The organism is Nonomuraea sp. NPDC052129 (assembly GCF_040680095.1).
In the GTDB taxonomy this organism is placed as follows: Bacteria; Actinomycetota; Actinomycetes; order Streptosporangiales; family Streptosporangiaceae; genus Nonomuraea.
In genome coordinates this window covers 384519-407371 of record NZ_JBFAVX010000003.1, presented here as the reverse complement: position 1 = coordinate 407371, position 22853 = coordinate 384519, and the positions used below count along the sequence as shown (strand labels likewise).

At 69.9% G+C, this 22853-nt stretch carries 18 protein-coding genes and 1 pseudogene; 5 read left to right on the top strand and 14 right to left on the bottom strand.

Annotated features, from left to right (window positions below):
- Positions 1-50 precede the first annotated feature (50 nt).
- Both AB0L53_RS10005 and AB0L53_RS10000 read right to left on the bottom strand, forming a co-directional pair.
- Positions 51-461: a MarR family transcriptional regulator gene (locus tag AB0L53_RS10005; RefSeq protein WP_363992580.1), complete on the bottom strand. Its 411-nt coding sequence runs from the start codon at positions 459-461 to the stop codon at positions 51-53.
- 37 nt (positions 462-498) lie between these two features.
- Complete coding sequence (locus AB0L53_RS10000) at positions 499-1521, bottom strand: hypothetical protein (protein WP_363992578.1); 1023 nt, start codon at positions 1519-1521, stop codon at positions 499-501.
- A gap of 130 nt (positions 1522-1651) precedes the next feature.
- Between AB0L53_RS10000 and AB0L53_RS09995 the strand changes: the two genes are divergently transcribed.
- Entirely contained in the window at positions 1652-2566 is a 915-nt protein-coding gene (locus tag AB0L53_RS09995; RefSeq protein WP_363992576.1) for a MerR family transcriptional regulator, read from the top strand.
- Here AB0L53_RS09995 and AB0L53_RS09990 read toward each other — a convergent pair.
- From AB0L53_RS09990 to AB0L53_RS09960, 7 genes and pseudogenes are all read right to left on the bottom strand, one after another.
- Positions 2567-3936 (bottom strand): annotated as a pseudogene (locus AB0L53_RS09990) (SDR family oxidoreductase).
- 69 nt (positions 3937-4005) lie between these two features.
- Positions 4006-4803 (bottom strand): DUF523 and DUF1722 domain-containing protein, encoded by a 798-nt coding sequence (locus AB0L53_RS09985; protein WP_363992574.1) that lies wholly within the window; start codon positions 4801-4803, stop codon positions 4006-4008.
- Positions 4804-5146: 343 nt separating this feature from the next.
- Positions 5147-5812 (bottom strand): NUDIX domain-containing protein, encoded by a 666-nt coding sequence (locus AB0L53_RS09980; RefSeq protein WP_363992572.1) that lies wholly within the window; start codon positions 5810-5812, stop codon positions 5147-5149.
- Between the two features lie 53 nt (positions 5813-5865).
- Positions 5866-7650, bottom strand: coding sequence for a DUF4434 domain-containing protein (locus AB0L53_RS09975; RefSeq protein ID WP_363992570.1), 1785 nt, complete (start codon positions 7648-7650; stop codon positions 5866-5868).
- A 43-nt stretch (positions 7651-7693) separates the two neighbouring features.
- Entirely contained in the window at positions 7694-8782 is a 1089-nt protein-coding gene (locus AB0L53_RS09970) for a glycosyltransferase (protein WP_357957525.1), read from the bottom strand.
- 19 nt (positions 8783-8801) lie between these two features.
- Positions 8802-10064: a nucleotide sugar dehydrogenase gene (locus AB0L53_RS09965; protein ID WP_363992568.1), complete on the bottom strand. Its 1263-nt coding sequence runs from the start codon at positions 10062-10064 to the stop codon at positions 8802-8804.
- Between the two features lie 115 nt (positions 10065-10179).
- Positions 10180-11766 (bottom strand): glycosyltransferase, encoded by a 1587-nt coding sequence (locus AB0L53_RS09960; protein ID WP_363992566.1) that lies wholly within the window; start codon positions 11764-11766, stop codon positions 10180-10182.
- A gap of 155 nt (positions 11767-11921) precedes the next feature.
- Between AB0L53_RS09960 and wecB the strand changes: the two genes are divergently transcribed.
- Positions 11922-13052, top strand: coding sequence for a UDP-N-acetylglucosamine 2-epimerase (non-hydrolyzing) (gene wecB / locus AB0L53_RS09955; RefSeq protein ID WP_363992565.1), 1131 nt, complete (start codon positions 11922-11924; stop codon positions 13050-13052).
- Positions 13053-13121: 69 nt separating this feature from the next.
- Positions 13122-15158 carry a glycosyltransferase gene (locus tag AB0L53_RS09950; RefSeq protein ID WP_363992563.1) on the top strand — a complete coding sequence of 679 codons (2037 nt, stop codon included), beginning with the start codon at positions 13122-13124 and terminating at the stop codon, positions 15156-15158.
- A 2-nt stretch (positions 15159-15160) separates the two neighbouring features.
- Here AB0L53_RS09950 and AB0L53_RS09945 read toward each other — a convergent pair whose 3' ends face one another.
- From AB0L53_RS09945 to AB0L53_RS09930, 4 genes are all read right to left on the bottom strand, one after another.
- A complete protein-coding gene (locus tag AB0L53_RS09945; protein WP_363992562.1) occupies positions 15161-15856 on the bottom strand; it encodes a hypothetical protein in 696 nt (231 codons plus the stop codon).
- Between the two features lie 108 nt (positions 15857-15964).
- Positions 15965-17332 carry an SPFH domain-containing protein gene (locus AB0L53_RS09940; protein ID WP_363992560.1) on the bottom strand — a complete coding sequence of 456 codons (1368 nt, stop codon included), beginning with the start codon at positions 17330-17332 and terminating at the stop codon, positions 15965-15967.
- 59 nt (positions 17333-17391) lie between these two features.
- Positions 17392-18864, bottom strand: coding sequence for an SPFH domain-containing protein (locus tag AB0L53_RS09935; protein WP_363992558.1), 1473 nt, complete (start codon positions 18862-18864; stop codon positions 17392-17394).
- An 11-nt stretch (positions 18865-18875) separates the two neighbouring features.
- Positions 18876-19076, bottom strand: coding sequence for a hypothetical protein (locus AB0L53_RS09930; RefSeq protein ID WP_225300038.1), 201 nt, complete (start codon positions 19074-19076; stop codon positions 18876-18878).
- A 132-nt stretch (positions 19077-19208) separates the two neighbouring features.
- On the opposite strand from AB0L53_RS09930, the gene AB0L53_RS09925 reads away from it, so the two are divergent.
- Both AB0L53_RS09925 and AB0L53_RS09920 read left to right on the top strand, forming a co-directional pair.
- Positions 19209-21164, top strand: coding sequence for an NAD(P)-binding protein (locus tag AB0L53_RS09925; RefSeq protein WP_363992556.1), 1956 nt, complete (start codon positions 19209-19211; stop codon positions 21162-21164).
- Positions 21161-21994, top strand: a complete 834-nt coding sequence (locus AB0L53_RS09920) for a PrsW family glutamic-type intramembrane protease (RefSeq protein ID WP_363992554.1) — start codon at positions 21161-21163, stop codon at positions 21992-21994. The genes AB0L53_RS09925 and AB0L53_RS09920 overlap by 4 nt, the downstream gene beginning before the upstream one ends.
- 61 nt (positions 21995-22055) lie before the next feature.
- Here the strand turns inward: AB0L53_RS09920 and AB0L53_RS09915 are convergent, their stop codons facing one another.
- Positions 22056-22832 (bottom strand): SDR family NAD(P)-dependent oxidoreductase, encoded by a 777-nt coding sequence (locus AB0L53_RS09915; protein WP_363992811.1) that lies wholly within the window; start codon positions 22830-22832, stop codon positions 22056-22058.
- Between the last annotated feature and the right edge of the window lie 21 nt (positions 22833-22853).

The window sequence follows — 22853 nt, the reverse complement described above, 5'->3', positions numbered from 1 at the left end:
GGGCAGCATCGGGAGGCATACGTCACCGACATGCAGTGAGCACCGTACGGTCAGACGGTCTTGATGAGCTTGACCAGTTGCTGCCTGAACTGCTCATAGTCGTCGACCGCGCCCATCAGGTGCTCCGACTCTCGCTCCGCTTCGTAGGCCAGGGCCAGGACCTGGGACCCCGCAGGCGTGATCGTCACCAGCACGCGCCGGCGGTCCTGGCCGTCGACCTGCTTGTCGACGTACCCTGCCCGTCGCAGGCGCTCGATGGTACGGCTCATCGTCTGGTCGGTGACCCGGCACAGCACCGCCAGGCGGCGTTGCGCCAGCGGGCCCTCGGCCAGGTGATGCAGGGTGATGAGCCCGGCGTGGGTCAGCCCATGAGAGGCGAGGAACTCGTAGAAGCGCCCCTCAACCAGTCGCGCGGCCACCGACAGCAACCGGCCGGTGGGCCAGGTGTCGATGTCGGCCACCGGCTCATTGTCGCAAAGCCTCGCGCCGCCGCGAGCATCACGACCTTGGGCGCCCACTGGCGCGGACGGCCGGACGCGAGCGCAGGGCCTGTGCGGCGGCGAGGCCCAGCCAGATCAACCCGGCGCACACGGTCACCAGCACGTACTCGATCGCGGGGATGCGTCCGGCCGCCAGGACCCCTGCGACGTCATGGCGTGCGGCGTACACCGTGATCGCGCTCGAGGTGTAGGCCAAGGCGAGTACCCACCTCAGCACGCGCGGCAGGCCGAGCCCGTGCATCTGCGTGATGATGAAGACACCGAGGAAGCCGAACAGGAACATCGGCCAGAAGCCGTGGGGACCGCTGGTCATCACCGCCACGAGTGTGCCGTGGACGGCGACGGCCAGTTCCATCGTCACAGTCCACCAGCGGTTGGTGTGTGCGCGGGTGAGGAAGAGGCTGCCCTGTAGGAGCAGCAGGAACATGTAGAAGAACCCGATCAGGTGGCCGCTGGTGGCTTCCATGGGGTGATACCAGAAGGTGTAGACGGCGGCCCAGCTGAACAGGTAGCCGTGGTAGCGGCGGGCGAAGTCCACCACCTGCTTGCCGATCGGCGCGGGCTTGCCGAAGAACAGGCCGCGACGCCGGTTCTCCATGATGAGAACGAAGACCAGGAGGAGGATCACCGACCCCTGGGAGCTGAAGATCGACGCATCCTGGGCGAGGCCGTCGTAGAACAGCTGCGTCTGCGCCATGTGCAGGACGATGAAGGACGCATTGACCGCCAGGGCCACCAGGTTGACCCGATGTAATCCGCTGGCGGGTGTCCGCACCCTGGTCTGGGCGTAGTAGATCAGACCCCACAGCGCGAGCTGGTGGGCGGCGTACGGGATCCAGGCCGACAGCCGGGTCCAGAGGGTCGGCTCCGGCAGTTTCCAGTAGTACCAGGACGCGCCCTGGTCCGGCAGGTGCGCGATGCCGTTCAGGCGCTGCCCGAGCAGCCACACCACCCCGGTCAGGACGGCGCAGGCCAGAACTCCCAGCACGAGGGCGTGACCCGACCGCCATTTGTTCAGCATGCTGAACATTATGCGAATCCTCAGCCCGCTGAACAAATCTGGCGAAATCCGCACCCGCAAGGCCATCGGCGCCGAATACCCGGTTCACTGCAACCGTGGAGGCCGATCGTTCGAAAGAATGGGCGGAGCCATGGCCGAGCATCAGGATTCGGTGGAAACGGGATATGGCATCGGTGCCGTGTCCCGGCGGCTCGGCGTGCCCGCGCCCACGTTGCGCACCTGGAACCTGCGGTACGGCATCGGCCCGAGCGGCCGCAGCCGGGGTGGGCACCGCCGCTACGACGCCACGGATCTTCTCCGCCTGGAGGAGATGAACAGGTTGATCCGGGAGGGTGTCGCACCGGCGGAGGCGGCGCGGGCGTCGCTGCGTCTGCGACCGGGGGCGGACCAGCGCGAACCGGCCGAGCCCGCCGCTCCCGGAGCCGGGGTGACCGGGCCGGTGCCCACGACGGCGATGCTGGCCAGGGCCGCGACAAGGCTGGACGGCGGGGCCGTCGGCGCGGGGGTCACGGCCGCGATCGCGCGGCACGGCCCTGCCTGGACGTGGGAGCGGCTCGTCCTGCCCGTCTTCGCCACGATCAGCCGCCTGCAGCGCAGGACGGGGGCGGGCATCGAGGTCGAGCACCTGTTCTCCGACGGCGTCCTGGCGGCGCTGCATCCGCTGCTCGAACCGCCCGCGGCGCCGGTCAACCACCGGCCCGTGTTGCTGGCGTGCGCGGAGGAGGAGCAGCACAGTCTGCCCCTGTACGCGGTCGGCGCCGTGCTGGCCGGGACCATGGGGGTGGCGGTGCGGCTGCTCGGCGCGCGGACGCCGTACGGGGCGCTGGCCGGTGCGATCCGCACGCTGGGGCCGTGCGCGGTCTTCCTCTGGTCACAGCAGGCGCTGACAGGAGATCCGGCTCCGCTGGCGGCGCTGCCGCCGGTGCGGCCGCCGTGCCGGGTGGTGGTAGGCGGTCCTGGCTGGTGGGATGGGCTGCCACGCGGAGTGACAAGGGTGGGTTCGCTCGAAGAGGCGGTGACCCGGCTGGTGGCGGCGGCGAGCTGATCAGGAGGCCGCGGTGACCAGGTTCTTTGGCAGTCGTCCGAAGATCAGCCGGTGGAAGGGGACCAGGGTCCACCAGTAGAGGTGGCCGAGGAGCCCGTGCGGGTAGAAGATGGCGCGCTGCTCGTAGACGGTTCTGCCGTCCTCCTGCCGTACGGCGAGCTCGAGCCAGGCCAGGCCAGGCAGCCGCATCTCGGCGCGCAGCCGCAGCAGGCGGCCGGACTCGATCTCCTCCACCCGCCAGAAGTCGATGGAGTCACCCACCCTGAGCCTGCGCGGGTCCCGTCGCCCGCGGCGCAGCCCGACGCCGCCGGCGATCCGGTCGAGCACGCCGCGGGCCCGCCAGGCCACGGGAAGGGAGTACCACCCGTTACCGCCGCCGATGCCCTCGATGACGTTCCACACCGCACCCGGCGGGACGTCGCAGGCCAGGGTGCGGCGGTCGATGTAGAGGCTGCCGCCCGCCCAGTCGGGGTCGGTGGGCAGGGGGTCGCTCGGGGCGCCTGGGGTGGAGGCGGAGGACCAGCGGGTCGCGACGTCGGCCTCCTTGATCTTCCGCAGGGCGAGGGCGACCGCGCGGCGGAATCCGATCAGGCCTTCCGGCGGATCGGGAACGAGAGCGGCGATGTCGTGCTCGCGGCAGACCGCCTCGTTTCGCAGCGACTCCACCAGGGGTCGCGCGATGGTGGCGGGGACCGGCGTGACCAGGCCGACCCAGTGGCTGGACAGCCACGGGCTCAGCAGGGGCACCGGGATGATGAATCGCGGCGGCAACCCGGCGGCGGCCGCGTAGCCGCGCATCATGTCGGCGTAGGTCAACACGTCCGGGCCGCCGACGTCGAAGGCGCGGTTGACCTCCTCGGGGATGGACGCGCACGCCCGCAGGTAGCGCAGCACGTCACCTACCGCGATGGGTTGCGTACGGCTGCGCACCCAGCGCGCACAACGGTGGGCACCCGGCAGCCCAGGAAGATCTCGGCGACCTCGGCGCGTGAACGCAGGTGCGGTGACAGGTTCTCGTCGCCGGTGAGCCCGCCGAGGTAGACGATCCTGCGTACGCCCGCTGCCTCGGCGGCGGCGGCGAAGGTCCGCGCGGCCCGGCGGTCGGCGTCGGCGAAACCCTTCCCGCCACCCATGGTGTGGATCAGGTAGTAGGCCACGTCGACGTCGTGCAGCGCGGCGCGCGTGGCAGCGGCGTCCAGAGTGTCGGCCGCCACGATCTCGGTGCTGCCCGCCCAGGGCAGGTCACGCAGGCGGGCAGGGGAGCGGACCATGCAGCGCACGCGATGCCCGGTGTCGAGGAGCTCGGGCACGAGTCGCCCGCCGATGTACCCGGTCGCGCCCGTCACCAGCACTTGTCCCGATTCAGACACCCGATCGCTCCTTTCGTGCTGAATGACCTCTTGATCAGCGACGGTGAGCCGTGCATGCGCATCCGCTGATCAGGCGGGGACGTGGTCGCGCGGGCGCAGCGCGTCGGGGTAGGGCGAGAAGTAGCTCTGCTCGCGCACGTACCCCGCGTCCCGGCCGGTCGCGTGGTGGCGCAGCAGGGTCACGGGCACGCTGAGCGGCACCAGCCCCCGCCGGTACGACTCGATGACCTCCAGCAGGTCGTCGCGGAGCGCGCCGTCGAGGTCGAGCATGCCCAGGCAGTGGTGGAGCACGTTGACGTGCCGCCCCGGGCTGGGCTTCCCGGCCAGAGCGCGGCGGAAGACCTGCGCGTAGTCCGCGACGAGTTCGGCGCGCGGCCGCGGCCCCGCGACGGCGACGATCCGGCCGGCCTCGCGGTAGAGGGCAGGATCGTGCGCGAGCAGCTGCATCTTGTGGCGAGCGTGGAAGGCGACCAGGTCGCGGGGCCGCCAGTCGCCGCACAGGAACTCGCGCAGCCGGGCGTGGGCGAAGACGCGCTCTACGAAGGCCTCGCGCAGCAGCGCGTCGTGGAGCCGCCCCTCGTCCTCCACCGGCAGCAGCGGGTGGGCCTCGATGACGGCGCCGGCGAACAGGCCACGCCTGCGCCGGTCAAGCGCGGGACAGAGCGGGACGCCTTGGCTCCTCGGGCTCCTGGCCTTGAACACGTACCCGTCCACGTCCAGCGTGGCGGCCCGCCGCCGCCCACTGGGCACCCACTCGACGTGCGCGTCCAAGGTCCCGGCCAGGAAACGGTCGCGGCTGTGGCCACCGTTGAATCTGACGGGCTCGCCGAGCAGGCAGCTCGACACGGCGATCCTGGGCCGGGTCATGCCGCCGCCGGCAGTTCGGCGACGGACTCCTGTGTGGGGATCAGGCGTCGCAGGTAGGCGCGTTCCTCGATCATCACTCCCCCAAATGATAAACGATTCAAAATCTATTCAACCTCGCCATACAGAGGGCCGACAACCAAGAACACGGAGATCGTGCACCGCTCCGGCGCCTGCCCGCGGAAACCTGGGACTGGAGACCGTCAACCGGGACCTGCGGATCCGCGACCATCCACCGCCGAGCCCCGCCGGGCGCGGATCGACCCTCTCCTAAGGGCGGCCGCGCTCCGCCTTGATCGCCGCCTGAGGCGCCGCCCCTAGGTCCGGGTGCTGTTCCTTCATGGAGCTATTCCTTCAAGGAGCGCAGCATCGGGGGGTGGAGCAGCTCGGCGGGGCCGCGGCGGTGGAGTTTGGCCGGGCGGCCGCCGTCGCGGGTGGTGGTGGCACCCGTCTCGACCAGGAAGCCTTCCGCCTTGGTGACCTTGCGGTGGAAGTTGCGCGGGTCCAGGGGACGGCCCCAGACGATCTCGTACACGCGCCGCAGGTCCGCCACCGTGAACTCCGGCGGGCAGAAGGCGGCGCCCAGCGAGGTGTATTCGAGCTTCGCCCGCGCCCGCTCGATGCCGTCCAGCATGATGCGCCGGTGGTCGAAGGCCATCACCGACAGGGCGTCGACGGGCTGCCAGCTCATGTGGGCCTTCTCCGAGGCCGGCAGGTCCGGGGCCAGGCCGAGGTAGGCGACGCTGACCACGCGCTGGCGGGGGTCGCGGTCCGGGTAGCCGTAGGTCTGGAGCTGCTCCAGGTGCACCGGGGCGCCGGGGAGGCCGGCGCGTTCGGCCAGGATGCGCTGGGCCGCCGCGGGGAGGTCCTCGTCGAGCTGGATGAAGCCGCCAGGCAGCGACCAGCGCCGCAGGAACGGCGGGTTGTCCCGGCGCCACACGAGGGCGCACAGGGCCTGGCAGCGCACGGTGAGCACGACCAGATCGACGCTCACCGGGATGCTCGGGACCATGGCAGGCACGTTACACGCCGACCGGCCCAGGTCGCCCTCAGCGGCGGGCGCGCTCACGCCGCGATGCGGACGTGGAGCGGCTCCGTGGTGGCCTTCCCCGTGGGGAGTTTCACGCCGACCTTGACCCATTCGTCCGGCGGCACCTGGGCCCAGTCGAACGGCACCCACGCCGTCTGCATGCCCTCCGGCAGATCCTCCAGCGGGTCCTCGTCGAGCCAGCCCACGGCGGAGATCACCAGTTCCTTCAGCTCGTCCCCGTACTGGAGGGTGACCGTGCCGTCCTTGAGGTTGTACCCGCGCACCTCCACCCCGTCCTGGATGTCGCGGGAGCGCCGGATGGCGTCCACCGCGATCGGGCGCTGCCAGTCCTGGCTGATCTGCGTTTCCAGCGACGGGGAGCCGCAGGTCAGGAAGTCGCTCCACATGTAGGAGACAATTTTCTGAACGTACCTGCCGGCCATGGTGACGGCCTGGTCGAGGCGTTTCTTGTCGGTCTGACCGCGGGTGCCCTGCGGGGCGCACGGGCGATCACCGGAGGGCTCGAACGCCTCGACATTCGCCCAGAGCTGCACGTCGAAGCCCGCCTGGAGCATCTGGTCGCGGGCGGCGGACATCTCGCGGTAGTAGTCGCGCGTCGAGCCGTGGTAAGCGGTGCCGTACGTGGTCTCGCCCACGACGGGCCGCAGCCGCTCGTCGACCTCGGTGTCGCGCTGGTCGGGCCAGAACAGGCCCACCTTGCCGGTGCCGCGGCTGTCCTGCGGCGCGATGATGCCCACCCCGGTCTTGGCCAGCGCCACGAACGCCGCGGCCACCTGTTTGGGCGTCTGCCCGAAGGGGACGCGCTTGCGGGCGTCGAGGTAGGGGCTGATGAGGATGGGCTTGCCCAGCTCCTGCTCCACGATCTGGTGCTGCTCGGCGTACACCTCAAGGGTGGGGTTGCCAGCGAGCGTGTCGGCCATCTGCACCTCGAACGGCTGGTAGACGCCACCGAGCGAGGTGCGCCCGGCGAAGCGCGCCCCGTAGTCCTGCAGGATGCGGCGGGTCAGCGTCCGAAGTGTGTCGATGTGCTTTTTGTTGGCCCTGGTCGGGGTCACGGGGTCGCGCGGCGCGAGCGGCAGCGCCGGGAAGACCTGCACACCGAACTGCTCGCCGAGGTCGAGGAGTTGCGTCAGGCTGTCGGTGTCCGAGCCGGCGACGAGGATCAGGTCGTACGGCTTGGGCTTGGTGAAGTCGCAGGTGGCGTCGTCGGAGCCGTCCATCGGGGTGAGCACGCGGAAGTACACCCGCTTGCCCACGGTGATCTTGCGTTCCATCTGGGGGCAGCGGAACAGGCCGGGACCGAACGACTCATCGGTGCGGTAGACGTATGTGCGGGCGATCCGGTTCTTCGGGTTCGCCTTCTGAAGGTCGAGCTCGGCCGCGTCGCGGCAGCTCCGGCCGTCTTCCACGCAGTCCTTGTAGAGCGGGTCGAGCTGTCCGTCCTTGGTCTGCACGCGGCCCTCGTCGTCGGAGGTACGAAACTGCAGGCCGTAACCGATCCTGATGACCGTGTCGCCGCCGAGGTTGTGGATGTCCTCCATCTGGTGGCGCCAGGTGCAGGGGTTGGACTTGGGGGTGATCCAGTAGCCGGTGACGGCGTAGGGAGCCTTCTCCTTGGTCTCGAACGTTCCACACCGGTCGGTGACCTCGCTCACCTTAGGCGTGGGCTCCGTGCGGGTCGGCGTCGCCTTGGCCTGCTGGCTGGTCTTCTTCGGAGGTTCGTCGTTGGGCAGCACGACGATCACGGCCGCGACGGCGGCCAGGATCGCAGCGCCGAGAAGCACGAGAAGCCAGCGCACGTTGAGGAACCTACCGCCTTAGTGATCTGCCGAGGATAAGCCGCTAGTTCTTGACGCCGGCCCACGATTCGAGCTGGGCCACGAACCGCTTGGCCGAGTTGGGCCAGTGGTGGTTCGCGCGGGCCGCCGCGTAGCCGCGCGCGCCCTGCGCCCGCCGCTCCCGTACGTCGTCCCTCAGCGTCAGTACGGCCTGGGCCACGGCCTTCGGGTCCTCCCACGGGACGACCACGCCGCTGTCATACCGCTCGACCAGCTCGACCGCGCGGGGAGACGGCGTCGTGATGACCGGGATGCCGTGGGCCATGTACTCGACGATCTTCGTGGGCATCGAGTGGCGGTAGTTCGGCTCGTCGTGCAGCAGCGAGAGCCCGGCCAGCGCGCCGTCGAGCCGCTTCAGCGCTTCGTCGTTCGGCATGAAGTCGCGCCACTCCAGCAGGCCCTCCGTGACGGCCTGGTTGAGCATCGGCCGGCTGTACGGGTCGGCGTAGCCGATCAGCTCCACCGCCACCCGGTACGGCTGGAGCAACCGGGCCACCTCGACGGCCTCCATCACGCCCCGGGCCCTGGACAGCCAGCCCAGGTACACCACCCGGTCGTCGCCGGGCGGCGTGACCGAGTCGGGGACCCAGGTCTCGTTCGGCACGATCAGGTGGGCGTGCTTGAACCGGCCCGCGTAGGCCGTCTCGGCCAGCAGCAGGTGCAGGTGGCGCTCGGCCGTGCCCTCCAGCATGCGGGCGAGGAAGCGTACCGGGGGCCGCAGCAGCGACGGCAGCCACGGCTTGAGGGAGAGCGTCGCGGGGGTGTCCTCGTGGACGTCCCAGACCACGGGCGGGCGGTTGCGCACGCCCCAGATCGCGAACAGCAACTCCGGATCGTGGATCAGCACGATGTCGACCTTGCGCCGCATGCGCTTGAACAGCCTGCGGGCGGCCCAGACTCCGGCCATGCGCTTACGCTGCGCGGCCCTGGGCAGATCGACGCCGTTGACCCAAGGACGAGGCACGACCCCGTGGGCGGTGAACGAGGCGGCATACGTGACCTCATGACCTGCATCCACGAGGGCACGGATCTGCCTATGCAGGATCCTCGCGTCCTCGGGGTTATGCACCACCGTCATGACGAGCACGTGCACTGCGCGCAGCCCTCCGTCGCTACAGCCGCTCGACGCGTTCACCCTCGGTGAGAACACCGCGGGTGTCGAGCACGAGCCTGGCCTTAGCCTCGACCATGTCGAGGTCGAACGCGGCGTGCTGCTGCAGCAGCAGCGTCACGTCGGCGCCGACCACGGCCTCGGCCAGGTCCTCTTCACGGGGCACCGGGGTGCCGTCGACCGACCACTCCTTGACATGCGGGTCCGCGAACGTGAGCTCGGCCCCCAGTTCCAGCAGCGCGCGCGCCACCGGCAGGGCCGGGGTCTCCCGTTCATCGGCGATGTCCGGCTTGTAGGTCACGCCGAGCATAACCACCTTGGCGCCATTTACGGCCTTTTTATGCCTGTTGAGCAGACGCTGTACCCGTGCCACCACATAGGACGGCATCCGCTCGTTGATCTCCTGGGCCAGCTCGACGAACCTGAACGGGTAGCCGAGCTTGCGCACCGTGTACGACAGGTACGACGGGTCGACGGGGATGCAGTGCCCCCCGACGCCGGGACCGGGCAGGAACTTCTGGAAGCCGAACGGCTTGGTGGCCGCGGCCTCGATCGACTCCCACAGGTCGATCCCCAGCTCGTCGCAGAAGATCGCCATCTCGTTGACGAGGGCGATGTTGACGTGCCGGTAGGTGTTCTCGAGCAGCTTGGCCATCTCGGCCTCGCGCGTGCCGCTGACCGGCACGACCTGCTCGATGAACTGGCCGTAGAACGCCGTCGCGCGGTCACGGCAGGTGCTCGTGTAGCCCCCGACCACCTTGGGCGTGTTGCGCAGCCCGAACTTGGGGTTGCCCGGGTCGATCCGCTCCGGCGAGAAGGCCAGGAAGAAGTCTTCCCCCGCGGCCAGGCCCGAGGTCTCGAGAATCGGGCGGGCCACCTCGTCGGTGGTGCCCGGCCACGTCGTGGACTCGAGCACGACCAGCGTGCCCTTGCTCAGATTGCGCGCGACCGTCCCCGTGGCGCCCTCGACGGCGGACAGGTCCGGTCGGTGGTCCTCGTCCAGCGGAGTGGGCACGCAGATGACGATCGTGTTGCTCTTGGCCAGCACGGACTCATCGAGCGTGGCGCTGAACCCGTTGGTCAGCATGTGCTCGAGATCGGCATCGGTCAGGTCATCGATGTAGGACTGACCGGCGTTGAGCGCGTCGACCTTGCGGGGGTCGACGTCCACGCCGACGACCCGCAGACCGGCCGCGACCGCCTCCTTGGCGAGCGGCATGCCGACGTAGCCCAGGCCGATGACCGCCAAGTCGATTTCTGTCACAGCAGTGCCTTAGAGAGCCGGAAACAACACTTCATGGTCGCAAAGGCTATCTCAAGTCCACCTAGCTCACGCCTAATGCGACCGAACCCGTCACAACAGACAGCCAATCTGAAGGTCATCGTTCGGTAATGGAGCGGTAGAGAGACCGGTAAGTTTCGGCAACTCGGCCCCAAGTACGCTTGGCGGCCACCTCTGCCCGGCCCGCCTCACCCATCGCCGCGCGCCTGGCAGGATCCTCCCTGAGCGCGGCGAGCGCCTTGGCCAATGCCTCCGGATCGCCCGGCGGCACCAGCAGCCCGGCGCCGTCGGATCCGACCAGCTCCGACAGCGCGGGCAGGTCGCTGAGCACGACCGGCTTGCCGAGCGCCATCGCCTCGACGGGCTTCAGCGGCGTGACGAGCCGGGTCACCCGCAGGTCCTCGCGGGGACAGGAGAAGATGTCGATGGCCGCCTGGGCCTGCAGCGCCTCGTCCGGGCCCACACGACCCGGCAGGAGCGCGCTCATCAGCCCCAGCTCGCCGACCAGCTCCAGCAGGTTCTCGCGCTCGGTGCCGTCGCCCACGATGAGCACCCGCACCGGCGTGCCCTCGTCGCGCAGCAGCGCCGCGGCCCGCAGCAGCGTCGCGAACCCCTCGTAGCCCACGATGCTGGACACCGACCCGACGACGATCTCGTCCTTCGCGATGCCCATGCCCGCTCTGAACGCCTCGCCGTCGTAGGAGGCCGTGAGCAGCGAGTCGTCGACCGCGTTGGGCGCCAGGAAGATCCGCTCCCTGGGCACGCCCCGCTCGACGATCTCCGTGGCCATCGTCTCGGCCAGCGTGACGACCGCGTCGGCCTCGCGCATCAGGAACGCCTCGCGCTCGCGCTGGAGCACATGGCGCTCGCTGCCGATCCGGCCGGGGTCGCGGGAGGCCCAGGTCTCCTCCAGGAAGCCGCGGACCTCGTAGACGAACGGCGTGCCGGTCCGCTCGCGTACGGCGTGCGCGATGGAGCCGTTGCGGTGGTCGGTGGCGGCGTGCAGGACCTGGGGCCGCAGCTCCGCGACGAGCTTGGTGACGCCCTCGGCGCCCTTGATGATCCGCCCGCGGGTCTCGAACGGCATCTCGCCGTGCCCGTCGGGCAGCAGCCGGTAGTAGGGGATCCCGTCGAGCTCCTCGAACGGCGGCGCGTCGGCGTGCCCCTGCAGCATCGGCCAGCCCCAGCTGGTCACCACGTGCGGATCCAGGCCCTTGGCCTGCTGCGCCATGACGATGCGGTGCGTACGGACCGTGTAGCCGGCCTGTGTGTACGGCAGGGCGTTGGTCACGCAGTGCAGGACCCGCCCGGCCACCCGGTCCACGACGGCCACCTTGGGCTGCGGCGGGATCGGGTCGGGGCTGATCGCGGCCAGCTCACCCCGGTAGTAGGCGGCCCTGCGCTTGACGAAGGGGTATTTGGTGTGTTCTTCGAGCACGGCCGCGGCCTGGCTGACCCGGCCCTGGTCCCAGTGCTCCTTGGCCTCGTTCCACGGCCCCTTGAGCACCCGCATGCTGAACTTGCGGACCGCGCGCCTGGCCCGGCGGGCGGCCGGCCAGGCGACCTTGCCCACGACGGGGCGGAGGGCGGGCGGGAGCGACTCGGCCGCCGCCTGGGCCACGCGCACCGGGTCGGCCTTCACCTTCGTCATGACGACGCGGGAGACGATGATCGGGTGCTGCACGAAGCCCCTGATGAGGCCGCCGACACCGGCTCTAGCGGACTTGGCGGAAACCTTGCCGTTTGGTCTTGGGGAGTCTTCACGACTGGCGTCGGATGCCACGCGGTGACCGTACCATAGGCAGCGTTTTTTCCCTTCCGCTATGAAAGGCGAGGTCAATGAGGGAGAACCCCCTGGTCCTGCACGTTCTGGGCGCCCGTCCCAACTTCGTGAAAGCGGCCCCGGTGGTGCGGGCACTCGGTGAACTCGGCGTGCGGCAGGGCATCATCCACACCGGTCAGCACTATGACGCGCTGATGTCCGACGTGTTCTTCGCCGACCTCGGACTGCCGGAGCCGGTGGCCAATCTGGGTGTCGGTTCGGGCAGTCACGCGAAGCAGACCGCGGCGCTGCTCGTCGGCCTGGAGGAGGTCGTCCTGGAGCACGACCCCGATCTGGTGGTGGTCTACGGCGACGTGAACTCGACGCTGGCCGCGATCCTGGTCTGCGCCAAGCTGGGCGTACGCACCGCGCACGTCGAGGCGGGCCTGCGCTCGTTCGACCGGGGCATGCCGGAGGAGGTCAACAGGATCGTCACCGACTCCCTGTCGGACCTGCTCTTCGCCACCTCGCCCGACGCGCTCTCGCACCTGGCCGCCGAGGGCGTGCCCGCCGCCAAGGTGCACCTGGTGGGCAACCCCATGATCGACAGCCTCTTCTCCGCGCTGCCCTCGCTGGATCCGGCGCCCGTGGTGGCCCGGCTGGACATACCGGCTCGTTATGCCGTGGCGACCCTGCACCGCCCGGCGAACGTCGACACCCCCGAGGCGGCCAAGGAGCTGGTCTCGGCCGTGCTGGACGTCGCCCGCCAGATCCCGATCGTGGTGCCGATCCACCCCAGGGGGCGTACCCGGCTGGCCGAGGCGGGCCTGGTCGACGGTCCCTCGGTCAAGGTGATCGAGCCGCTGGGCTATGTGGACTTCCTCTCACTCGTCCGGGGCGCCGCGCTGGTGGTCACCGACTCGGGCGGCGTGCAGGAGGAGACGACGATGCTGGGCGTACCGTGCCTGACGGTCCGGCCCAACACCGAGCGGCCGATCACGATCACGCATGGGACCAACCGCCTGGTCACCCCGGCCCTGCTGCCGGCCGCGGCCGGGAAGGCGCTGGCCGACGGGGCCTCGACGCCGTCGGGTGAGCTGCCGCCGCTGTGGGACGGCGCCGCCGGGCCGCGGATCGCCCGGGTCATCTCGGCCTGGCTCAAGGGGGACAACCTCTCGCCCGCCGCACAGGGTGCGCGTTCCGAATAACCCCATCATTCCGTACGGTCCCCGCCGTACCATGACATACCTCCGCTAAGCGATAAGGCGTGCATCCCCATGGCCGAAACCCCTGAAGAGCCCACGTACCAGCGACTCGGCCCCGTGAACTGGCTGCCCGAGGAGCGCAAGCTCGTCGAGCGCTACGAAGCGGACATCAGGGAGCTGCGCCGGCGGCTGGAGATAGCCGAGGCCAAGGCCGCCTATGCCACGTGGAAGCTGGAAGCCACCCAGGCCAAGCGGACGTTCAAGCTGGGTGAGGCGCTGGGGTCGAAGAGCCCGGGCAAGGTGCTGGAGGCGGTCAGGTCCAAGGACCGGGCACCCAAGGCCCCGATCCCGGTCACCTTGGCCGTCGCGGCGGCCAACCACCGGCCGCCGCTGGTCGAGGTGCCGACCGTGAAGTGGCCGGCCGGGCCGGTGAACCGGCCGGACCTCAAGGTCGCCGTCATCCTGGACGACTTCTCCCGGCTGGCGTTCAGGTACGAGTGGGACCAGATCGAGTTCGGGCTCAAGGACTGGCCGGAGATCTTCGCCGAGAAGCGGCCTGACCTGCTGTTCTGCGAGTCGGCCTGGCACGGGAACCAGGGCCGCTGGCGCTACCAGATGACCGGGACGAACGCCCCCAAGGACCCGCTGCGCGACCTCGTGGCGTGGTGCCGCGCCGAGGGGATCCCGACGGTCTTCTGGAACAAGGAGGACCCGCCGAACTTCGAGTTCTTCATCGACACGGCCAAGCTGTTCGACTACGTGTTCACCTGCGACGGTGACATGGTCCCGAAATATCGTGAAACTTTGGGCCACGATCGGGTGGACGTGCTCCAGTTCGCTGCCCAGCCCCGCGTGCACAACCCGATCCAGCAGAAGCAGGGCCGCCTGCACGACGTCGTCTTCGCCGGCATGTACTTCCGCGACAAGCACCCCGAGCGCCGCGAGCAGATGGAGACGGTCATCGACCCGATCCGCGAGCTGGGCCTGCACATCTTCGCCCGCAACGGCGAGGTCGACGAGAAGTACGCCTGGCCGGAGAAGTATCGCCCGCACATCGTGGGCGAGCTCCCCTACGACCAGATGCTCGCGGCCTACCGGATGTACAAGGTCTTCCTCAACGTCAACTCGGTGCTCGACTCGCCCACGATGTGCGCGCGCCGCGTGTTCGAGCTGTCGGCCTGCTCCACGCCGGTCGTCTCCGGGTGGTCCAGGGCGATCGAGGAGACGTTCGGCGAGCTGCTGCCGATCGCCCGCGAGCCGGTCGAGTCGTACAACCAGGTGCTGCACCTGATCAACAGCCCGGAGCTGCGGGCCCGCATGGGGCACCTGGCGATGCGCGAGGTGTTCGACAAGCACCTGTTCACACATCGGGTGGACCAGATACTCCGGTTCTTGGGGCGGCCCGTCACCACCGGGGCCCGGTCGATCTCCGTGGTGCTGCCGACCAACCGGGCCGCGCAGATCGAGCACGCGATCTCCTCGGTGGCCAAGCAGATCCACCGGCCGCTGCAGCTCGTCATGGTCCTGCACGGCCTGGACATCGACCCGGTGGTGGTGGCCGACAAGGCCCGCATGGCGGGCATCTCCGATGTCGTCGTCCTGCCCGCCTCCGCTGAGCTGTCGCTGGGCGCCTGCATGAACCTGGGCATCTCAGCCGCCGAAGGCGACCTGATCGCCAAGATGGACGACGACAACCTGTACGGCGAGCACTACCTGTCGGACCTGGTCAGGGCCTTCGACTACACCGACGCGGAGCTGGTCGGCAAGGGTGCCCACTACTCCTACTTCGAGGGCCTCAACACCACGATGCTGCGGCTGCCGGGGCTGGAGCACCGGTACTCGTTCCTCGTGCAGGGCGGGACGTTCCTCGGCAAGGCGGACATGTTCCGGTCGTACGGCTTCGCGGACATCACCCGGGGCGAGGACACGCACCTGGTCCGCAGGCTGAAGGAGGACAGCGTCAAGATCTACTCCGCGGACCGGTTCAACTTCGTCTACTGGCGCAGCGCCGACGCCTCCATGCACACCTGGCAGGCCGACCACATCAAGCTGACGCGGAACGCGCAATTCTCCTTTGTGGGCCGGCCGGACGATCACGTGCTTGTTTAGTTTTATCTGGTGATGCGGGCCAGGTTCTGGTCGGCAAGGCCGGCGAGTTCGAACAGGTCGGCGGGCGCCACCTTCCGGCCGACGACGAGCATGCTCATGATGACCTTGCCGCGCCGGATGACGACCGAACCGACCTGCGCGTCGCCGTGACCGCCCGACGCGGTGGTCAGGTAGGCCCGGGACTCCTCGCCCCGCGTGGGCATGCCCAGGTCGCGCGTACGGTAGGTCACCCGCGTGCCGTGCACGTCGGCCCCGTAGGAGGCGCACTGCGCGGGCAGCGGCGCGGGGAAGGCGGAGGCGGGCATCGACACCAGTGCCTGGGTGATCGAGTCGCTGCCGGAGGAGAAGGCGACCACGGCGGCGGGCGCCTCCGCGACCTCGGGCTTGGTCAGGTCCAGCTGACCGGCCCCGCCGCACTCTGGCCGGTCGAGCTTGGCCTGGCGCACGGCCGCGAGCCCTTGCCTGGTGGACTTGAGCGAGCCGAACGCCCCGGCCTCCGGCCCGTAGGTCAGGCTCATGCCCTTGGGGGTGGGCAGCAGGCCGGCCCGGAGCCTGGCCGCTCCGGGCGCGGACCGGGACGGGGACGGGGCGGCGGACGGGTCGGCGGGCGTGGTGCCGGACGGGTCGGCGGCCGGGGGCACGTCCGGCAGGGGCGCGCCCACGACCTCGTCGGCAGCACATCCCGATATGGCCATCATGCTCAGACAAATGAGAGAAAGAGCCTTAAGCATGAATTCTCCACTTCCCTAAAGCGACTTATAATAAAACGCTAGAGGAAGCGCGGAGTAACGAGCCGAGCAACGGCGCTATTCACGTGATTCAGGTGATTCGCGAACGACCTCGGAGTTTGCTCCATTGGGAGTAGGGGCGGGGGCGGCGGCTATGGGCGCCTCCGACGCGGGCCGGTTGAGCAGCGTCCTGGCCAGGCCCAGACCGGCGCCGCCGAGCGTGAGCGCCTTGGCCAGCATCTCCTCCACGCCCTGGGCGCCGTTGAGCACCACCATGTGCTCGACGTTGCCGAACGCCTTGGCGCCCGCCTCGACCACCTCGGGCCAGCGCTCGGCCAGCTGCTGGGCGACGACCGCCTCCTGGTTGGACGCCAGCGCGTCGGCGCGGGCCTTGATGGCGTCGGCCTGGGCCAGGCCCTTGGCCCGTGCCGCGTCCGCCTCGGCCATGCCGCGCAGCCTGGTCGCCTCGGCCTCGGCCTCCCCGAGCAGCCGGATGCCCTCCGCCTCGGCCTGAGCCCGCGCCACGGCGGCCCGCCGCTCCGCCTCGGCGATGGTGACCTGCTCGTAGGCCCGCGCGTCGGCCGGCCTGCGTACCTCTCCTTCCAGCCGCTTCTCGGCCAGCACCGCCTCCAGCTCGGCGGCCGTCGTCTGCTGGACCACGACCTCCTGGCGCGCGGTGGCCTCGGCGAGCGGCCCGGCCTGCTTCGCCTTGGCCGCGGCCCGATCCATCTCCGCCTGGTAGCCGGCCTGCTGGATGCGGGCCTCGCGGATCGCGGCGGACTTCTTGATCTGGGCCTCCTGCTCGGCGCTGTTGGCCTCCTGGTCGCGCTGCGCCTCGGCGGTCCTGGCCAGCGCCGACACGGCGGCGGCGTGCGGGCGGCCGAGGTTGACGATGTAGCCGGTGGCGTCCTCGATCTCCTGAATCTGCAGCGAGTCGACGATCAGGCCCAGCTTGCTCATCTCGTCGGAGGAGGAGGTGCGGATCTCGTTGGTGAGCGCGTCGCGGTTGATGATCAGATCCTCGACCGTGAGGTTGCCGATGATCGAGCGCAGGTGACCGGAGAAGAGCTGGTGCGTCTTGTCGTCCACGGTCTTCTGCTGGTCGAGGAAGCGCCGCGCCGCGTTCGCGACGGAGGCGAAGTCGTCGCCCACCTTGTAGATGACCACCCCGCGTACGTGTACGGGGATGCCCTGCTTGGTCACGCAGTTGACTTCGAGCGGCGAGACCCGGCTGTCGAGCGAGATGCGGCGCGCGGTCTGGAACCCCGGCACGACCAGCGCGCCCTTCCCCGTGACGATCTTGAAGCCGAGCGTCTCCCTGCCCCGCGCGCCCAGGCCGGAGATGATGATCGCCTCGTTGGGCTCGGCGACGCGCCAGATCAGCTTGAAGGCGACGATCGCGACAAGTGCCAGAGCCACGATGACGCCGGTGAGAATTAAGTCCATGACTACCCCCTGAGTGTCGTAGGGACTTCCCGGCTCACCTGCTTGTGACGGCGGGCCGGTTATTGCGCTTTGCCGGAGGACTCCGGTTCGGAGCCGTTCGGGGTCGCGCCGTTGAGCAGCGCCCTGGCCAGGCCGAGGCCGGTGCCGCCAAGGGTGAGCGCCTTGGCCAGCATCTCCTCCACGCCCTGGGCGCCGTTGAGCACCACCATGTGCTCGACGTTGCCGAACGCCTTGGCGCCCGCCTCGACCACCTCGGGCCAGCGCTCGGCCAGTTGCTGGGCGATGACCGCCTCCTGGTTCTCCTTCAGCGCCTCCGCCCGCGCGCTGATCGCCTGCGCCTCGGCCAGGCCCTTGGCCTGCGCGGCCGCCGCCTCGGCGAGGCCGAGCGCCTTGGCCGCCTCGGCGTGGGCCAGCCCGCGCGCCTTGGCGGCCTGGGCCTCGGCCTCTCCCGCCACCTTGGTGGCCGCGCCCGCCGCCTCGCCGCGCAGCCGTACGGATTCGGCTTCGGCCGCGGCGGCCTGCTTGACCTGGGAGGCCTGCGCGACGGCGCGCAGCTCGGTCTCCCGCGCCTCCGCCTCGGCCTGGGCGATGCGGGCGTCCCGCTCGGCCTGGGAGAGCGTGACGGTCTCGTACGCCTTGGCGTCGGCGGGCTTGCGGACCTGCGACTGCAGCCGCTGCTCCGACAGCTGCGCCTCCAGCTCGGCGGCCCTGGTCTCCTGGACGACGACCTCCTGCCTGGCCGTCGCCTCCGACAGCGGCCCCGCCTGCCTGGCCCTGGCCGCCGCCTGGTCCATCTCCGCCTGGTAACCGGCCTGCTTGATCTTGGATTCGCGTACGGCGGCCGCCTTGCGCGCGGCGGCGGCCTGCTCGGCCTCGGTGGCCTCCTGGTCGCGCTGGGCCTCGGCGATGCGGGCCACGGAGGCGACCTTGGCGGCGTGCGGCTTGCCGAGGTTGACGATGTAGCCGGTCTCGTCGTCGATCTCCTGGATCTGCAGCGAGTCGACGATCAGGCCCAGCTTGCTCATCTCGTCGGCGGCCGACGCCCTGGTCTCGCTGGTCAGCCGCTCGCGGTTGAGGATCAGGTCCTCGACCGTGAGGTTACCGATGATCGAGCGCAAGTGGCCGGTGAACAGCTCGTGGATCGCGCCGGTCATGAAGTCCTGCTGGTCGAGGAAGCGCCGGGCGGCGTTGGCGATCGAGGACAGGTCGTCGCCCACCTTGTAGATCACCACGCCGCGGATGTGCACGGGGATGCCCTGCTGGGTGACGCAGGAGACCTGGAGGTTGGCGGCCCTGGTGTCCAGGCGCAGCCTCCTGGACGTCTGGAAGCCGGGCAGCACCGCCGTACCCTTGCCGGTGATTATCTTGAAGCCGAGGCTGTCGGGGCCCTCGCTGCGCCGGCGCGCGCCGAGACCCGAGATGATCAGGGCCTCGTTGGGCTCGGCGACCCGCCACACGGCCTTGAAGAGCAGGATCAGCACGATGACGGCGACGAGGATGCCGCCGCCGAGAAGAAGGAGCTCGGGGGACATCGGGGGCCTCCCTAGACGAGTGCTCGGGCCACATAGACCGTTCGCGGTGGGAAGTAGTCCACCACGATCACGATCGTTCCGACGGAGAACTCCTCGTCAGGCACGGTCGGATGAGCGTAGAAAGCCTCCACGCCTCCTCTGACCGGGACCATGACCTCGCCGACGAGGCCAGGGCCGATCTTGCCAGTGACCCTGCCCTGCTTGCCGACCACCCGGACTCCCCCCGTCGTGATATTTCGGACGCTACTCCAAACAGGCATTCGCGGTAATAGGTCACGCAAAATGTTTCTCGAAGCACTGCGCGGCAGGACGCGGCTTTTACCCGGAGTCCTGAGGATCGGCGCATGAGCGACATGAACGCGCGCTCGGCGCGCGACCTCGGGATGGACCGGCCCATTTCGCGCCGCGACTTCTTGGACGGCGTCGCCATGGCGGTGGGGACGCTGGCTCTGGGAGTGTCGGCGGGCTGTACGTCGCGACCGGGCCCGCCGGGCACCGTCGAGACCTTTCCGCCGGGCGTGCCCCGGGCCGAGGTCTCTCCGCCGAGCCTGACCGGACTGCGGGGCGGCACCCCGGAGTCGCTCAGCGTCGCCCACGCGCTCCGCGACGGCCGCTTCTGGCAGTACGCGGGCACGCCCGTACCCACCGGCGAGCACTACGACCTGGTGGTGGTCGGCGGGGGCATCAGCGGGGTGAGCGCGGCCTTCGAGTGGCACCGGCAGAACCCCGGGGCCCGCATCCTCATCCTGGACAACCACGACGAGATCGGCGGGCACGCGCGGCGCAACGAGTTCCACCCGGCCGGCCGCAACGGGGTGCTGGTCGGCTGCGGCGGCTCGCGATCGATCCGGACGCCTTCGGTGTGGACGCCCGAGGGCAAGGAGCTGCTCCACCGGCTCGGCATCGAGCTGAAGCGGTTCGACCGGTACTTCGACCAACGCCTCTACGGCGAGCTCGGGATGCATCGCGGCGTGATGTGCGACCGGGAGACGTTCCGGACGGACGCTCTCGTCCGCATCGCCCCAAAGACGCGGACCGAGGAGTGGGTCAAGGGGCTGCCGATCGCCGAGCAGGCCAAGAAGGACCTCGTCATGCTGTACGACAAGCCGCGCGACTGGTTCCCCGGCCTGTCGCAGGAGCGGAAGGAGGAGCGGCTGGCGGCGCTGACCTACTCGGACTTCCTGCTGAAGGTCTGCCGGGCGCACCCCGACGTCGAGCTCTTCTGCCGGACCATGCCGAGCGTCATGTGGGGGTACGGCACGCAGACGTTCGGCGCGATCGACGCCTGGGGCAGCGACTACCCCGGCTTCGGCGGCCTGGGGCTGGACGGCGGCAAGCCCTCGCGGTTCAGCTCGCCGAGCATGAAGAAGGAGTGGAAGGCGGCCGACCCGAACATCTACCACTTCCCCGAAGGCAACCAGGCGCTGGTCCGCATGATGGTCGGCCGGATGATCCCCGGCTTCACCGATTCCACCTCCATGGACGGCATCACCACCGCCTCCTTCGACTACGGCCGCCTCGACCTGCCCGCGAACCGGGTCCGCTTCCGGCTGTCGAGCACGGCCGTCAGCGCGCGCAACGACGGCCCGGCCGACACGGCGGGCACCGCGACCGTCGGCTACTTCGACGGCTACCGGGTGCGTACGGTCCGCGCCGGAGCGGTCGTCCTGGCCTGCTGGAACATGGTCATCCCTTACCTCGTCCCCGACCTGCCCGAGGACCAGAAGCAGGCGCTGCGCGACGCGGTCAAGATGCCGGTGGTGGACGCCATGGTGCAACTGCGCGACTGGGAGGCGTGGCAGCGCCTCGGCATCGACCGCACCCGCTGGACGGGCGCCTACTGGTGCCTGTCGGAGCTCGACCACCCGGTCACCATGCCCGGCTACGACTGCCCGACGAAGCCCGGCAACCCGATCAACGTACGCATGCTGGCCGCCACGTGCCGCTCGGAGCTGGGTCCGGCCGCGGGTGCCGCCACGGGCCGGAACGAGCTGCTCAACACGCCCTACAGCCGCCTGGAGTACACCATCCGCGACCAGCTCGCCCGGCTGCTCGGCCCCGGCGGCTTCGACCCGGCCGCGGACATAGAGGCGATCACGGTCAACCGCTGGGGCCACGGCTACGCCCCGGAGTACTGCCGCCCGTGGAACTCCTTCTACCCGGACGGCCCGTTCCCCGCCGACCTCGCCCGCCGGCGGTTCGGCAGGATCGCGATCGCCAACTGCGACTCGGTGCCGGCCTCCCGGGCCGACGCGGCCATCACCGCCGCCCATCGGGCCATCAGCGAACTGCCGACGTGAGGCCATGGCTACGCGTCTTCCTGGTCGGCCTCGTGCTCTGGGTGGCGAGTGTGATCGTCACCGCGTGGACCGCCAACTCCAACCTCGTGCCGACGGTGGTGCTGTTCGGCAGCTTCCTGGTCCCGGTCACCTTCGTGACCTGGGCCTACGGGCGCGCGCGCTCGCCCGAGGTGACGGTCGAGACGATGTTCGGCGCGTTCGTGACCGGCGGCGCGCTGGGGGTGCTCGGCGCGTCCCTGCTGGAGAGCTGGCTGGTCCGGCCGTCGCTCCTGATGTACGTGGTGGTGGGGCTGATCGAGGAGGGCGTCAAGCTGGCGGCACTGATGTTCGTCTCGCGGCGGCTGATCCGCCGGACGACCAAGGACGGCCTGGTGCTCGGCGCGACCGTGGGCTTCGGCTTCGCCGCGCTGGAGAGCGCCGGGTACGCCTTCAACTCGCTCTTCACCTCGGCCGGGCTGTCGCTGTCGCAACTCGTCGAGACCGAGGTGCTGCGCGGGGTCCTGTCGCCCGTCGGCCACGGTCTGTGGACGGCCATCGTGGGCGGGGTGCTCTTCTCCGCCGGGGGCCGGCTCAAGGGGCGGGTGGTGCTCGCCTATCTCGGGGTCTCGCTGCTCCACGCGTTGTGGGACTCGATGAACGCCATCGCCATCGCGATCACGCTGGTACTGACCGGGCAGGTGTGGCAGTTCCAGCTGCTGCGCATCGGCAGGGTGCCCGGCGTCACCGCGGCGCAGGTGCACGTCTACACGATCCTGGAGTGGGCGGGGCTCCTGGCGATCTCGCTGGTCGCGCTGCTCTGGCTGCGCTCCGTCAGCCGCTCAGGGCGCTGAGGCTGGGGTCAGCTGTTCAGCGCGCGTCAGCCCTCTAGGGCGCCGAGACGGCCTGCCCGCGTCAGCTCTTCAGGGCCGTGAGGCTGGCCTGCCAGAGGCGTTCGGCCAGGGCGGGGTCGGACATCGCGGACGGGACCGGCTCCGGGGCGCGCTTCGCGAAGTAGGCTCCGGCGCGCCGCTCGCCGTCGGTGTGCGTGGCCAGGTGCACCAGCGTGCGCGCGCCGTACTCGGGCGGCTTGGCGTAGCCGGGCACGGCCAGGAACATCCGCATGATCCACGTCTGCGCCGCGAACCCGGTGCGGATCACGCCGGGATGGAAACAGGTGGCCGCCACCCCCCGAGCCGCCAACCCGACCGTGAACAGGGCGTTCGCCTGTTTCGTGTCGCCGTACTGGAGCCAGCCGTTCCATCGTCGCCGCTCACGCGACAGGTCGTCCGGGTCGAGCCGGCCGCTTCTGCCCGCCCGTGAAGAAGTGGTGACTACCCTGTCGACCCGATCTGTTAGAGAATCGGTCAACAGAAAGGGGGCAAGATGGTTGACCTGAACCATCAGCTCGTGACCGTCCACAGTAATCTGGCGCCCCGGACTCATGACGCCCGCGTTGTTGGCCAGTACGGCAATTCGGTCATAACGCTCACGCAACACCGCCGCGAGCCTACGAACGTCGTCAAGCGATGTGTAGTCGCAGGTCAAAACATCGGCTTCCGGCCCGCTCAATCCGTCGGCCACGGCCTTGAGCCGAGCCTCGTCCCGACCGACGAGCACTACCCGGTGCCCCCGTCGTGACAGCTCGGCCGCCGCCGCGGCGCCGATGCCGGCACTCGCCCCAGTAATCACGCTAATCAACGCGTTCCTCCC